General features: G+C 59.0%; 12 protein-coding genes and 2 pseudogenes. All 14 read left to right on the forward strand.

Annotated elements, in window-relative coordinates:
• Window positions 1-566, forward strand: a 566-nt coding sequence (locus tag SD70_RS11860) for an NADH-quinone oxidoreductase subunit C (protein ID WP_041047787.1), incomplete at its 5' end; no start/stop codon positions are given.
• Window positions 567-732: 166 nt separating this feature from the next.
• On the forward strand, window positions 733-1,830 hold the full coding sequence (locus SD70_RS11865) for an NADH-quinone oxidoreductase subunit D (protein ID WP_052487345.1): 1,098 nt from the start codon (window positions 733-735) through the stop codon (window positions 1,828-1,830).
• Window positions 1,830-2,847: pseudogene (nuoH, locus tag SD70_RS11870) on the forward strand (NADH-quinone oxidoreductase subunit NuoH). The gene SD70_RS11865 and the pseudogene nuoH overlap by 1 nt, the downstream one beginning before the upstream one ends.
• Before the next feature lie 8 nt (window positions 2,848-2,855).
• Window positions 2,856-3,296, forward strand: coding sequence for an NADH-quinone oxidoreductase subunit NuoI (nuoI, locus tag SD70_RS11875; protein ID WP_269432461.1), 441 nt, complete (start codon window positions 2,856-2,858; stop codon window positions 3,294-3,296).
• On the forward strand, window positions 3,289-3,819 hold the full coding sequence (locus SD70_RS11880; RefSeq protein WP_041047789.1) for an NADH-quinone oxidoreductase subunit J: 531 nt from the start codon (window positions 3,289-3,291) through the stop codon (window positions 3,817-3,819). Before nuoI ends, SD70_RS11880 begins: the two co-directional genes overlap by 8 nt.
• 1 nt (window position 3,820) lies before the next feature.
• Window positions 3,821-4,126 carry an NADH-quinone oxidoreductase subunit NuoK gene (nuoK, locus tag SD70_RS11885; protein WP_041047790.1) on the forward strand — a complete coding sequence of 102 codons (306 nt, stop codon included), beginning with the start codon at window positions 3,821-3,823 and terminating at the stop codon, window positions 4,124-4,126.
• 15 nt (window positions 4,127-4,141) lie between these two features.
• Window positions 4,142-6,013, forward strand: a complete 1,872-nt coding sequence (gene nuoL, locus SD70_RS11890) for an NADH-quinone oxidoreductase subunit L (protein ID WP_041047791.1) — start codon at window positions 4,142-4,144, stop codon at window positions 6,011-6,013.
• On the forward strand, window positions 6,006-7,625 hold the full coding sequence (locus SD70_RS11895) for a complex I subunit 4 family protein (protein ID WP_041047792.1): 1,620 nt from the start codon (window positions 6,006-6,008) through the stop codon (window positions 7,623-7,625). The genes nuoL and SD70_RS11895 overlap by 8 nt, the downstream gene beginning before the upstream one ends.
• A 385-nt stretch (window positions 7,626-8,010) precedes the next feature.
• A pseudogene (locus SD70_RS40305) lies at window positions 8,011-8,876 on the forward strand (NADH-quinone oxidoreductase subunit N); the annotation flags it as partial.
• A gap of 6 nt (window positions 8,877-8,882) precedes the next feature.
• Entirely contained in the window at window positions 8,883-9,140 is a 258-nt protein-coding gene (locus SD70_RS40310) for a hypothetical protein (protein ID WP_394297958.1), read from the forward strand.
• Between the two features lie 357 nt (window positions 9,141-9,497).
• The gene (locus tag SD70_RS11905) at window positions 9,498-11,465 is read left to right on the forward strand and encodes a S8 family peptidase (RefSeq protein ID WP_231571169.1); all 1,968 of its coding nucleotides are present in this window, start codon (window positions 9,498-9,500) and stop codon (window positions 11,463-11,465) included.
• Complete coding sequence (locus tag SD70_RS37930) at window positions 11,462-12,076, forward strand: S-layer homology domain-containing protein (protein WP_231571170.1); 615 nt, start codon at window positions 11,462-11,464, stop codon at window positions 12,074-12,076. Before SD70_RS11905 ends, SD70_RS37930 begins: the two co-directional genes overlap by 4 nt.
• A gap of 37 nt (window positions 12,077-12,113) precedes the next feature.
• Window positions 12,114-12,344, forward strand: coding sequence for a DUF1146 family protein (locus SD70_RS11910; protein ID WP_041047793.1), 231 nt, complete (start codon window positions 12,114-12,116; stop codon window positions 12,342-12,344).
• A gap of 385 nt (window positions 12,345-12,729) precedes the next feature.
• Window positions 12,730-14,052 carry a UDP-N-acetylglucosamine 1-carboxyvinyltransferase gene (murA, locus tag SD70_RS11915; protein WP_041047794.1) on the forward strand — a complete coding sequence of 441 codons (1,323 nt, stop codon included), beginning with the start codon at window positions 12,730-12,732 and terminating at the stop codon, window positions 14,050-14,052.
• Window positions 14,053-14,208: the final 156 nt, after the last annotated feature.

The following is a 14,208-nucleotide window of genomic DNA, read 5'->3' on the forward strand; positions in this document are numbered from 1 at the left end:
GCTGCCGCGCCCGCAGCCGCAGGCGACAGCCCGCGCGAGCGCCGCGCGCCGCGGCCAAAGCCGAGGCCGACGGCCCGAAGGAGCCGTCGCCGAACCAGCCGCTGCTCGACCGTCTCGTCGCCATCCTGAAAGAAACGGTCGGCGAAGATGCCATCGAAGCGGCTTACATCAACGAGATGGATAGCCACCGGCCGTGCGTCGTCATCAAGGGTGAGCGCTGGGCGGAAGCGGCCAAAGTGTTCCGCGACCATGCGGAGCTCAAATGCGATTATTTGCGCAACCTCGCGGGAGTCGATCAGGAGACGCACCTCGAGGTCGTGTACCACCTGCTTTCCTTAACGTCCAAACGCGAGTACGGCGTGAAAGTGAAGACCGACCGCATGGCGCCTGCCGTTCCTTCCGTGACGCCGGTGTGGGACACCGCGAACTGGAACGAACGGGAGGCGTACGACTTGTTCGGCATCGATTTTCCCGGTCATCCCGACCTGCGCCGCATCATGATGCCGGACGACTGGGTCGGCCACCCGCTGCGCAAAGATTACGAACCGCTCGATCCGGAGGTGTAACGTCGTGGCTCAACTAGAACGCATCGAACCAATCCGCGAACAGGCCGAAGCCGAACCGGCAGCAGGCAGCGGCCAGCAAACCTTTGCCGATGGCGACATTTCGGCAGCGTACGAAGCGACGGCCGGCGGCCTTCTGAGGGCGGGGCCCCCGGAAAGCGGCGACGGACTGCGCACGGAGGAGCTGCTGCTCAACGTTGGCCCGCAGCATCCGAGCACGCACGGCGTTTTCCGCGTCATCGTCAAACTGGACGGCGAAGTGATCCGCGAAGCGATTCCCGTGATGGGCTACTTGCACCGCGGCACGGAAAAGCTGGCGGAGAACCTGAACTATACGCAAATTATTCCGTACACGGACCGGATGGACTACGTGTCGGCAATGACGAATAACTACGTGCTGGTAAACGCCGTCGAGAAAATGCTTCAGCTCGAAATTCCCGAGCGGGCGCAATTTCTGCGCCTGATCGTGATGGAGCTGCAGCGCATCGCTTCCCACATGGTATGGTGGGGAACGTACCTGCTCGACATCGGCGCCATGAGCCCGTTCCTGTTCGCGTTCCGCGACCGCGAGATCATCATCAACCTGTTCAACGAGCTGTGCGGCGCGCGCCTGACGTACAACTACATGCGCGTCGGCGGCGTCAAGTGGGACGCTCCTCCCGGCTGGATCGACAAAGTCCGGGAATTCATCCCCTATATGCGGAAAAAACTCGACGAGTACAACAATCTCGTCAGCGGCAACGAAATTTTCTTGGCCCGGATTCAAGGCATAGGCAAGTACGACGCCCAGACGGCGATCAGCTACGGCCTGAGCGGCGCCAACCTGCGCTGCACGGGGGTCAGCTGGGATTTGCGCAAAGACCAGCCTTACTGCATTTACGACCGGTTCGAATTCGACGTGCCGGTAGGCAAGAACGGGGACTGCTACGACCGCTATTTGCTGCGGCTCGAGGAGATGCGCCAATCGCTGCGCATTCTGGAGCAAGCGGTAGCCCAGTTCCCGGATGGCGGCGATATTATGGGCAAAGCGCCGCGCGTCATCCGTCCGCCCGAAGGCGAAGCGTATGCGGCAATCGAATCGCCGCGCGGCGAGATCGGCTGCTACATTATCTCGCGAGGTAAGCAGGAGCCGTTCCGCCTCAAGTTCCGCCGCCCGTCGTTCGTCAACTTGCAAATTTTGCCGAAACTGCTCGTCGGCGAAACGATGACGAACCTGATCACGATTCTCGGCGGCATCGACATCGTAGTCGGGGAGGTGGACGCGTAATGATGCACTTCCTGGAACAGCCTTTCGGCTGGAGCAACTTTTTCGTCTTCCTGCTGCTCGGTATCGTGATGCTGCTCATCGTGCTCGGCTTCGTGACGTACGCGATTTACTTCGAGCGTAAGGTCATCGGCTGGATGCAATTCCGCATCGGGCCGAACCGCACCGGACCGCTCGGACTTTTGCAATCGGTGGCCGACGTAACGAAGCTGCTGATCAAAGAAGATACGATTCCGCGCAAGGCGGAGCGGCAGCTGTTCATCCTGGCGCCGGTCATTACGTTCATTCCGTCGTTTGCGGCCATCGCCGTCCTGCCGTTCGCTAGCAATCTGTTTTTCGCGGATTTGGACGTCGGCATTTTGTACTATGTAGCGCTGTCCGGCATTTCCACGATCGGCATCGTGCTCGGCGGCTGGGCGTCGAACAACAAGTACGCCCTGCTCGGCGGCATGCGCTCGGCGGCGCAAATGATTTCGTACGAAGTGCCGCTCGTCATTTCCGTCGTCGGCATCGTGATGATGACCGGCACGCTCAACCTGCGGCTTATCGTCGAAGGCCAGGCCGGCGGCTTCTGGCACTGGAACTTCATCCCGCAAATCATCGGCTTCGTCGTCTTCGTCATCGCCGGCATTTCCGAGCTGAACCGGACGCCGTTCGACTTGCCGGAGGCGGAGTCGGAGCTCGTGGCTGGCTATCACGTCGAATACAGCGGCTTCCGCTTCGCCTTCTTCATGCTGGCGGAGTACGTTTACGTGTTTGCCATCGCGTCGCTGACCACGGTGCTGTTCCTTGGCGGCTGGCAATCGCCGCTGCCGGTGCTTGACTTTATTCCGGGAATCATTCTGGTTCCTGCTCAAATTTTCGTTCATCGTCTTTTTCTTCTTCTGGCTGCGCGCGACGCTGCCGCGCATCCGGATCGACCAGCTCATGGGTCTCGGCTGGCGGGTGCTGCTGCCGCTCGCGATCGTCAACATTTTCGTCAGCGCGATTTTAATGGCATTGGGGGTTGGGGGCGCATGAAAGGGATCATGAAAGGGCTGGGCGTCACGTTCAAAGCGATGACGGCCAAAAAAGTGACCTACGCCTATCCGGACGTCCCGCTCGAGATGCCGGACCGGTTCCGCGGCATACAGCATTTCGAGCCGGACAAATGCATCGTCTGCAACATGTGCGCGAAAATTTGCCCGACCGAGTGCATCACCTTGACCGGCAAGCCGAATCCGGACCCGGAGAAGAAAGGCAAAGTCATCGACACGTACGACATCAACTTCGAAATTTGCATTTTGTGCGATCTGTGCACGGAAGTGTGTCCGACCGAAGCGATCGTCATGACGAACAACTTCGAGCTGAGCACGTACAGCCGCGACGAGCTGTTCAAGGACATGAAATGGCTCACGGACAACAACGAGAACGTGCGCAAGGAAAACAACTCCGCCGCTCCGAAAGGAGGCGCCAAAGCCAATGCTTGACCGCCTTATCGGATTTTTAAGCAGCGGAGAGAACCTCGTGTTCTTCGTGTTCTCGCTGGTGGCGATTTGCGGCGCGATTTTCATGATCAGCCTCACCCGCGTCGTCCACATGGTCATGGCGCTGGCGCTGACGTTCCTGTCGCTCGGCGGCATATACATTACGCTCGGAGCCGAGTTCGTCGGCTGGGTGCAGGTGCTCATCTACGCCGGCGCGATCACGATTTTGATGATCTTCGGCATTATGATGACCCGCCACCGCGGGGAAGCCGAAACGGAGCCTCAGCGTCCGTGGCACAACGGCCTTTTGCTCGTCGGGGCGATCGTGCTGTTCGGCATTTTGTTCTATGTCATTCAGAACGCGACGATTACGCCGCAGTCAGCGCCGGTCGATCCGAAAGATAACACGCTGCAGATCGGGCAACTGCTGTTCAATCAGTACGTCATTCCGTTCGAGATCATGTCCGTGCTGCTGACCGTCGCGTTCATCGGTGCGATTGTCGTGGCGAAGAGGGAGGAGGATTAGGATGAGCATCACCCCTTACCTGACGCTGGCGGCAATTTTGTTCTGCATCGGGCTGTACGGCGCCCTTTCCAAAAAGAACGCGATCATCGTGCTGCTCTCGATCGAGCTGATGCTGAATGCGGTCAATCTCAATCTGATCGCCTTCGCCAAATACGGTCCGAAGCCGGGGCTAGCCGGGCAAATTTTCTCGTTGTTCAACATTACGGTGGCGGCGGCGGAAGTGGCCGTAGGCATCGCGATTCTGATCAATCTGTACCGCAACCGGGGGACGACCGACGTCACCGACATGGACACTATGAAGCGATAGGAGGCTGGCACGGACATGGCAAACGATTTTACCTCATACGCATGGCTCGTTCCGCTGTTCCCGCTGCTCGCCTTCCTGGTGCTCATAGCGGCGGGGCGGCAGCTGCGGGAGGCCGGCGCGTACATCTCGATTGTAGCGATGCTCGCCTCTTTCGTGCTGGCGCTGCTTATTTTCTTCGAGCGGCTCGGCCATACGACGGACTATACGTGGAATCAGCTGAAATGGCTTACCATCGGCGACTTCCAACTGAACATGGGCTTCGAGGTGACGAATCTCAACGCGCTCATGCTCGTCATCGTGACGCTCGTCAGCCTGCTGGTCAACATTTACTCGAAGGGCTACATGCACGGTGACGAGCGCGTCAACGTATTTTTCAGCTATATCCAGCTGTTTTCGTTCGCGATGCTCGGCCTCGTCATTTCGGTGAACGTGCTGGAGCTGTACATTTTCTGGGAGCTTGTCGGCGTCTGCTCGTTCCTGCTCGTCGGGTTCTGGTATTTCAAGCCGGAAGCGCGCGCCGCCGCAAAAAAAGCGTTCATCGTCACGCGCGTCGGCGACGTCGGCCTGTTCCTCGGCATGCTGCTGCTGTTCTGGTATATGCCGGGGCATTCGCTCGACTTCAGCGCCATTCACAACGCCTTCTCCCAAGGCAAAATCGATCCAAGCATCGCCACCTGGATTGCGATTCTCGTCTTTGTCGGCGCGATGGGCAAATCCGGCCAGTTCCCGCTGCATACGTGGCTTCCGGACGCGATGGAAGGCCCGACACCGATTTCGGCGCTTATCCACGCGGCGACGATGGTCGCTGCCGGGGTATACCTCGTAGCCCGCACGATGGACATTTTCCAGGCGTCGCCGGATGCGATGCTGGTCGTCGCCTACGTCGGCGGCTTCACGGCCATATTCGCGGCGACGATCGGCACGGCGCAGAACGATATCAAGCGCGTCCTCGCGTACTCGACCGTCAGCCAGCTCGGCTACATGATGATGGCGCTCGGTCTGGGCGCGGCGACGGCAGGCATTTTCCACCTGTTCACGCACGCGTTCTTCAAGGCGCTGCTGTTCCTCGGAGCGGGCAGCGTCATTCATGCTGTACATACGCAAGACATCCGCGAGATGGGCGGCCTTGCCGGCAAAATGAAAATTACGGCCTGGACGTTCGCAATCGGCGCCCTGGCGCTGTCCGGCATTGTGCCGCTGTCCGGCTTCTGGTCGAAGGACGCGATTTTGTCCGCTGCCTTCGAACACAACCAGCTGCTGTTCTGGGTCGGCCTCATCGCCGCATTCTTTACCGCGTTCTACATGGCGCGCCTGTTCTTCCTCGTCTTCGCCGGCAAACCGCGCTCGGACGCACACGCCCACGAATCGCCGGCGCCCTTCACGTTCCCGCTCGTCGTGCTGGCGGTGCTTGCCGTTATCGCCGGCTTCGTGTTCACGCCGTTTAACGGCTGGCTCGGCCACTGGCTAGGCGATCATGCTGAGGCGGAGACGGCAAATTGGACCGTTATGATATTGTCGACGCTCGCCGGACTGCTCGGTATCGGGCTCGGTTACGTGATGTACGGCAAAAATTCGGTTTCGCGCGATATCGTCGCCGGCAATGCGCCGTGGCTGTATACGCTCGTATACCGCAAATACTACATCGACGAATTGTACGACGTCGTGTTCGTCCGCGGATTGCGCCTCATCGGCAAAGCGTTCGAATTGTTCGATATTTATATCGTAGACGGGATCGTCCGGCTGTGCTCCGCCGCGGTCGTCGGCATCGGCCGCCTCGGCCTGCGCCTGCAGAACGGCCAAGTGCAGACGTACGGACTCGCTACGCTGCTGGGGCTGCTGATCCTGGCGCTTGCTCTGGCGGGAAGGAGGTTCTTCCACCTTGGATAAGCTGCCCTTACTGACACTGATTGCCTTCACGCCGCTGCTCGGAGCGCTCGTCCTGCTCTTCGTTCCGAAGCAGCAAGGCCGCCTGATCAAAACGATCGCGCTGATCGCGACGCTCATCCCGCTCGTCCTGGCCGCAGCGCTTTATGCCGCCTATCAGGCGTCGGGCGATCCGGTGCAATTCAAAGAGATGTACAGCTGGATCAAAATTCCGCTCAACAAGGAAGGCTTGGAGCAGATCACATCGTTCTTCTTCGAGTTCAAGTACAATCTTGCCGTGGACGGTTTGTCGCTGCCGCTCGTGTTCCTGACCGCGCTCGTGTCCGCGATGGCGGCCCTCGCGTCGTTCCATATCAAGAAGCGGTGGAAGACGTTCTATATTTGCTTCCTGCTGCTCGAAACCGGCATGTTCGGCGTGTTTATGGCGCAAGATCTGTTCCTGTTCTTCCTGTTCTTCGAAATCACGCTCGTTCCGATGTTTTTCCTGGTCGGGATTTGGGGCTATCTGGACCGCGAGAAAGCGGCCAACAAGTTCCTGATCTATAACGGCATCGGCTCGGCGATTATGCTGATCGCGTTCCTGATTATCGTCGCCACGGTCGGATTCACGATGACGCAGACGAACAACGAAGTGATCCTGTCCTACAGCGGCGACATTCATCAGATCGCGCACAATCTGTTCCAGGATCCGAACGCATTCGTCAATCAGGCGAAACCGAACAACCCGTTCTTCATGAGCGATACGATGAAGTGGACGGTTTTCCTGATGCTGCTCGTGGCGTTCGGCATCAAGCTGCCGATTTTCCCGTTCCATACATGGATGCTTCGCGTACATACGGAGGCGCCGCCTTCGATCGTCATGATCCACTCGGGCATTTTGCTGAAAATGGGCGCTTACGGCTTGATCCGCTTCGGCGTGCTGTTCTTCCCGGCGCAGGCGAAGGAAGCGGCGCTCCTGCTCGGCATCCTCGGCGTCATCAATATTTTGTACGGGGCCGCGCTTGCCGTCGTGCAAAGAGAGTTCAAGCTCGTGCTCGCGTACTCGAGTATTTCCCACATGGGCGTCGTGCTGCTCGGCCTGGCGGCGTTTAATACGTCCGGCCTGCAGGGTGCGGTGTTCCAGCTCGTGTCTCACGGACTCATCTCGGCGCTCCTGTTCCTGCTCGTCGGCAGCATTTACGAGCGGACGGAGACGACCGAGCTCGGCGCTCTCGGCGGACTCGCCAAATCGATTCCGTTCATGAGCGGCATTCTGCTCATCGCCGGCATGGCTTCGCTTGGCCTTCCCGGCTTGTCCGGCTTCATCGGCGAGTTTCTGGCCTTTGTCGGCATGTTCGGCACGTACAAGGCGGTCGCCGCCGTCGGCGCGCTCGGCATCATTCTGGCTGCCGTCTATGTGCTGCGAGGGGTGCTGAGCATCACGTTCGGCCCTATTGCCGCGCAATATGCGGGCATCCGCGATGCGCGTCTCGTCGAGGCGATTCCGATGATCACACTCGTCGCATTCATTCTGCTGCTCGGCATCTATCCGAGCGTCCTGAGCGAACCGCTGCAGCAAACGATCAGCGGCATGGATCAGCTGCTGCACAGCGCCGCCGGGCACATAGGAGGGTAGAGCCATGGAAGCGTTACGTCTGCAACTGTCCGATCTTCAGCACCTGATTCCCGAACTGACGCTGATCGTTACCGCCTTGCTGGCAGCTCTGCTCGATCTGGCGCTGCCGCGCAAAGTGAGCCGCAGCTTCAGCGCCTGGCTGACGCTGCTGGGCATTGTCGTCGCCATTTGCTTCACCGCGCTGGAACTGAATCCGGAAGAACCGATCCAGCTGCTCGCCCAGAGCTACCGGATCGACGATTTCGCCAGCTTGCTGAAGCTGGTCATCCTGGTCGGCACCGGGCTCGTCGTCTTCATGAGCCTCGGCAGCGCCGCCAGAGACGACATCCATCACGTCGGGGAGTACTACTACTTGTTCCTGCCGGCCGCTCTCGGCGGCATGATCATGGCCTCATCCGGCGACTTGATCACCCTGTACGTCGGCCTGGAGCTGCTCAGCATCACATCCTACGTGCTCGTGGCGATGAAGAAAAAGAGCACGGAGTCCAATGAGGGCGCGTTCAAATACATTGTTCTCGGCGGCATATCATCGGCGATCATATTGTACGGCATGTCATTCTTGTACGGCATTTCCGGCTCGACCAATTTGCTGGCGATCAATTCGGCGCTGGCTGGCAGCATAGATGACGTCAAAGGGCTTGTCTATCTCGCATTCTTCCTGCTGCTGGCGGGCTTCGGCTTCAAAATCGCCGCCGCCCCGTTCCACACGTGGGCGCCGGACGTATACCAGGGCGCTCCGACGCCGGTCACCGCGTTTCTGGCCGTCGTATCCAAAGGAGCGGGCTTCGCCATCCTGTTCCGCGTCATGTACTGGGTGTTCGGCTCTCTGACGCTGATGGGCACGGATTTGCAAAAAGATGCGCTGCTGTCGCTGTCCGTCCTGGCGGCCATCTCCATGATTGCGGGCAATGCGATGGCTCTGCGGCAACATAACGTCAAGCGGCTCCTCGCTTACTCGGGGATCGCCAATGCCGGCTACTTGCTCGTGCCGATCGCCACGCACTTTTCGCTGGTGCATTACGCGAACTACTCCGAGTTCCTGTTTTACTTGATCGCCTATCTGTTCATGAACATCGGTGCCTTCGCCGTGCTCATGATCGTTCAGCGGAGCAGCGGCAACGAGGAGCTGAGAGGGTTCGCAGGCTTGTACTACCGGGCGCGTGGACGGCCGCAGCGGCCGTGCTGCTCGTCCTTTCGCTGGCCGGCATCCCGGTCACGGCGGGATTTTTCGGAAAGCTGTTCATCATCCTGGGCACGATGCAGACGCAACAGTATTGGCTCGGCACGGTGATGATCCTGACGAGCGTCGTCTCGTTCTATTACTACTTCGGCTGGATCCGGCAAATGTTCATGCGCACCGACCAAGAATCGAAGGAAGTAAGCGTGCCGGTGCCGCTCGGCATCACGGTATGGCTCTGTGCGCTGGCCGGCGTGCTGCTCGGCTTCTTCCCGCAGCTCGTGCTGAGCGGGATCGACCGCATTTTCAGCTTGACCAAAGATATGTTCTCGATGTAACGGCAACAGACGCGAAGCAAAATGACACTCGAACCGTCGACGGTTGGAGTGTCATTTTTTTGCGGTTGATGTTTAAGCGCTGAAGCGAACGCGAGTGCCCCATGTTGAAGGGAACTGTTGGTTTCGGCGTCCGCAGAGCCATCGCAGCTCCCCGTTGTTTATTGCGATAACGTTACGGTCTCGCCGATTCGGACGTTGAGCCGCGTTCCACTCGGCAAAACAAGCTGCATTTTGACAGTTTTGTGATTGTTCCGGCAGCGGAGCATTTTTTCCAGCGAATCTAGGGAGGGTTTCAGAGGCTAAGCCTCGAATTATAAGTAGAAGCATTCACAGCTCCATCATGAAGAGGATTACGATATGTTACGAATACGAAAATCCATCCCATCCGCCGCCAAGGCAGCTTGGCTGTCGGGTGCCGTTATGCTATCGCTGCTGCTTGCGCTCACGTCCACCGTTCCGGCCGCTCATGCCGCCGTGGACCCGGCGAAGCCGAACGACCCGCTGCGCGTGAAGCAGACGTATTTGGACCAAATACATGCGCCCGAAGCTTGGGCGGCCGCCGCAGGCATTGCCGCGAGTCCGCCGATTGTCGTGGCGCTTGTCGATACCGGGGTCGATCTGACCCATCCCGATTTGCAGGGCAAACTGACCAGCGGTTACAATTTGCTCGATCCGGCGAAGCCGCCGCAAGACGACAACGGGCACGGCACGAACGTGGCCGGCGTCATTGCCGCTGCCGCCGACAACGACAAAGGCATCGCCGGCATTGCCCAGAACGTCCGCATTATGCCGATTAAGGCGCTGGAAGCGGACGGACGCGGCGACGAGGCGAAGCTGGGGGAGGGGATTCGGTATGCCGTCGATCACGGCGCCCGCATTGTCGTGCTGTCGTTAGGCTTGTACCGGTACAACGAAAGGCTGGCTCAGACAGTGCAATATGCCGAGCAGCAGGGCGTACTGCTCGTGGCCGCCACAGGCAATGAGGGCGACAGCGTCAATTACCCGGCCGCCTATCCGACTGTTGTGGCGGTGGGCGGCGTCGATCCGTACAATCAGCCGGAATACCGTTCCAACATCGGTCCGGAGATCGACCTGGTAGCTCCCTATGACGTATTTACCACAACGCTGGGGGGCGGCTACGGGTCGAAAAACGGCACCTCCATGGCGGCCCCGCAGGCGGCGGCCGTAGCGGCTCTGGCCTGGAGCAAATACCCCTGGATGAAGCCGTATCAGCTGCGGAGCTTGCTGCGGCAAACGGCAGAGGATTTGAACGTGCGCGGCTGGGACGAATATACGGGGTACGGCCTTCTCCGCGCCGATCGCGCGCTGCTGCAGCCGTACCGGGAAGATCCGTTCGAGCCGAACGATCAAGCGAAAGACGCGAAGACGATCCCGGTCAATAAAACGATCAGCGCCGAGTTCGCCGGCGGTTCGGATATCGATTGGTTCAAAATGGACAGTCCCTATGACGGGGCATTGAATATGAAGCTGGAGACGAATGACGGCTCAAGCGCGTCGGTCGTCCTGTACGACGCCAGCCTGCGTCAGCAGGCGGTGTACGAAGCGCCCTCAGGCCGAACAATGCGGCTTCCAGTGAAGCGAGGCTACTCGTATTTGAAGCTGCAAGCGGCGGATACGAAGCGGAGCACCGCTGTCGGTTACCGGTTAACGACCGATTTTCAAATTTATGCGGATCCGTACGAGCCGAACGACAAGCAGTACGAAGCGTTCGTGCTGCCGGCGCAAAGCCAGGTGGTGAAAGGAACGTTCGACCACCCCGGCGATGTCGATTGGTTTATGCTGCCCATCGAACAATCGGGAAAGCTGACAATTCGGCTCTCCGCCGACACGGCGCGCATGGATCCGATTCTGCTGCTCGAGAAAAAAGGGGAGAAAGCCTCCATTTACGACGAAGGGGGCAACGGGGCCGACGAGACGGCGTCGCTGGAAGTATTTCCGGGCGACTATTATATTCGGGTAAGCAACCAGAAAAATTACACGAACCCGATCATGGGGCAATACACGCTATCGATCAACTATACGCCCGAGTGGCTCGACCCGAACGAACCGAACGACAAGCCGTATCAAGCCGCATCGCTCAGTCCCGGCACCGAGTATCCGGGAACGTTCGAGACAGCCGACGATCAGGACTGGTTCCAGCTGGATGTGGCGCAGGACAGCTTGCTTCAGCTGCGGCTGACCGGAGTTCCGGAAGGCCGCACGGTAACGGCGACAATCGTCGACAACAGCTTGAAGCCGGTATGGTCCGGCCAAACCGAGGCACCGAGCTCGGGGCTGCGTGGCTCTCGCATGAACAGCATTTGACAAGCGGAACCTATTATATTAAGCTTCAATCGGATCGGCCCTTTTCCAACCAGCCTTACCGGCTGCAGGCGGACCTTACGCCGCTGGTGGCCGGTTATTCGGATATCGCCGGACATTGGGCGGAACGGGCCATTGTCGAGATGACGAAGCGAGGCATCATTGACGGGTACGGCAATTACCGGTTTTTGCCGGACGGCATTGTAAGCCGGGCGGAAGCGGCCGCCATACTCGCCCGCGCCTTCCGCTGGACGAAGGAGGATCCGCTGCGCTTTTCCGACGTTGCGAACGCGTACTGGGCGTATTCCGCGATCGCCAGAGCGGCTCACGCCGGCGTTATCGACGGTTATCCGGACGGCACGTTCCGTCCGGACGCCGCAATTACGCGCATGGATATGGCCTACATGATCGCCAGAAGCCTTGGCTTGGCGGGCAAGAAGCGCGGAGGCCCGCCGTTCGCCGATATCGGCGAAGATGACCCGGCAGCGGGCATCTTGAAGCAGCTGAAAGCCGACGGCTGGATCGGAGGCTTCCCCGACGGCACGTTCCGTCCGGACCGGCTGGCCACGCGTGCCGAACTGCTGACCGTGCTGGAGAAAATCCTGAATTCGTAGGAGGCGAAGGCGCGACGTGAACCCGCTCGATCCATCTATGGCGGCAGCCCGTTACATGGGACTTATCAACATTTTCGTCTATTTGCTCTTTATTGCGCTCTCCTGGTGGGCGCTGCAGCAGTTCCGCTTCGACGTGCTGCTGCGGCAGCCAAAAAGCGCGCAGGGCAAAATGCTGCAAATATTTTTATCGATTGCGCTAGGTTACGAGCTGGCCCGCTTTTTCCTCGATTACTTGCAGTATTCGCTAGGGCTGCAGCGTATGTTCTGAACGCGATCGAATAACGCGTCCTGAACTTGTCAACAATGGTAATACAACCGTACGAAATTCGGGACCGTCTCCGAACGCTATAAACCGTGGCGCAAATCGGCAGAGTTGATCCGTGCGGAAGGCGGCGTTTTCGCCTTCCTGGCGTTAAGCTGGAGAGTAACGGCGAGCAATGTGCAAGACGTCTCGCCGCCAGCTTAACGCCAAGACGTTAAGCTGGTGGAGTAATGGTGAACAACGCGACTAACGTCTCAGCGCCAGCTTAACGCCTACGTGGAAATATATCTCAGTTGAGCTGCAAAATCATCCAATGCTAAACTAGCAAAGGGATCGGCTTTGCCGCGAGCCGGCATGTCGGAGGAAAAACAGTTAACGCGGAGGGACCATGATGAGCAAAATTATCGTCCGCGGCGGCCGAAAATTATCGGGGCGCATCAGAGTCAGCGGCGCGAAAAATGCGGTGCTGCCTATTATTGCGGCTTCGATTTTGGGGGAAGAAGGAGAAAGCGTCATTCACGAGGCGCCTCCTCTTGACGACGTACTTGTCATAAACAAAGTGCTGCAAAGTCTCGGCATCGGGATCGAGTATCAGGGCGAGACGATTCGCGTGAAAGCTCAGCATATTGGGACGTGCGAACCCGCTTACGATCTCGTGCGCAAAATGAGGGCTTCGTTCCTCGTGATGGGACCGCTGCTGGCGAGGCTCGGGCAGGCTCGCATTTCGCTGCCGGGCGGCTGCGCCATCGGCACGAGGCCGATCGACCAGCATCTCAAAGGGTTCGAGGCGATGGGCGCCGACATCGAGCTCGGTCAAGGCTACATTGAAGCCAAAGTCCGGGGCACACGGCTGCACGGGGCGAAAATTTACCTCGACGTGGCGAGCGTAGGCGCGACAGAGAACATCATGATGGCGGCAACGCTGGCCGAGGGCACGACCATTATCGAGAACGCCGCGAAAGAGCCGGAAATCGTCGATTTGGCGAACTACTTGAATGCGATGGGGGCCATGGTTCGCGGAGCGGGCACAGGCATTATCCGGATCGAAGGGGTCGACAAATTGCGGGGGGCCGTACATACTGTCATTCCAGATCGAATCGAAGCGGGCACGTATATGATCGCTGCAGCCATTACCGGCGGCGACCTGTACATCGAAGGGGCGATCGGTGACCATCTGGCCCCGGTCATTTCCAAACTGCAAGAGATGGGCGTTACCGTCGAGGAAGATGAGAACGGCTTGCACGTGCGCGTCGAGCGGCCGCTCCGCTCCGTCGACGTCAAGACGCTGCCGTATCCGGGCTTCCCGACCGACATGCAGTCGCAAATGATGGCGCTGATGATGGTCGCCGACGGTACGGGCATTGTGACGGAGACGATTTTCGAAAACCGCTTCATGCATGTAGAAGAATTCATCCAGATGAACGGGCAAATTAAAGTCGAAGGCCGCTCGGCTGTCGTCAGCGGCAATACGGCGCTCAAGGGTGCGAAAGTGTGCGCGTCCGATTTGCGCGCCGGCGCCGCGCTCGTGCTGGCGGCACTCGCCGCCGAGGGCGATACGGAAATTACCGGCGTCCACCATATCGACCGCGGCTATGTCGATCTGGCGGCGCGACTGCGCGCCGTCGGCGCCGATATTTCCCGGGTCGAGCCGGAGGAAGACGAAGAGGAAGCAGCGGATTTGCCGCTGTTCTCCATTCAGCCGAGTTGGGCTTGAGGCCCGACAACATTGTAAACAGCCAATCTTTCTGATGAGAAAGATTGGCTTTTTGTTTCCCGGATTCTCCGATTGTCGCCATAGTTTCGTTCTATCCTAGCATTTTTTCTCATATGCTGATTATACGTACGGGCTGATCTAAGAGACGCAGCACAA

Origin of the sequence: Gordoniibacillus kamchatkensis (genome assembly GCF_000829455.1) — a bacterium.
In the GTDB taxonomy this organism is placed as follows: Bacteria; Bacillota; Bacilli; order Paenibacillales; family NBRC-103111; genus Gordoniibacillus; species Gordoniibacillus kamchatkensis.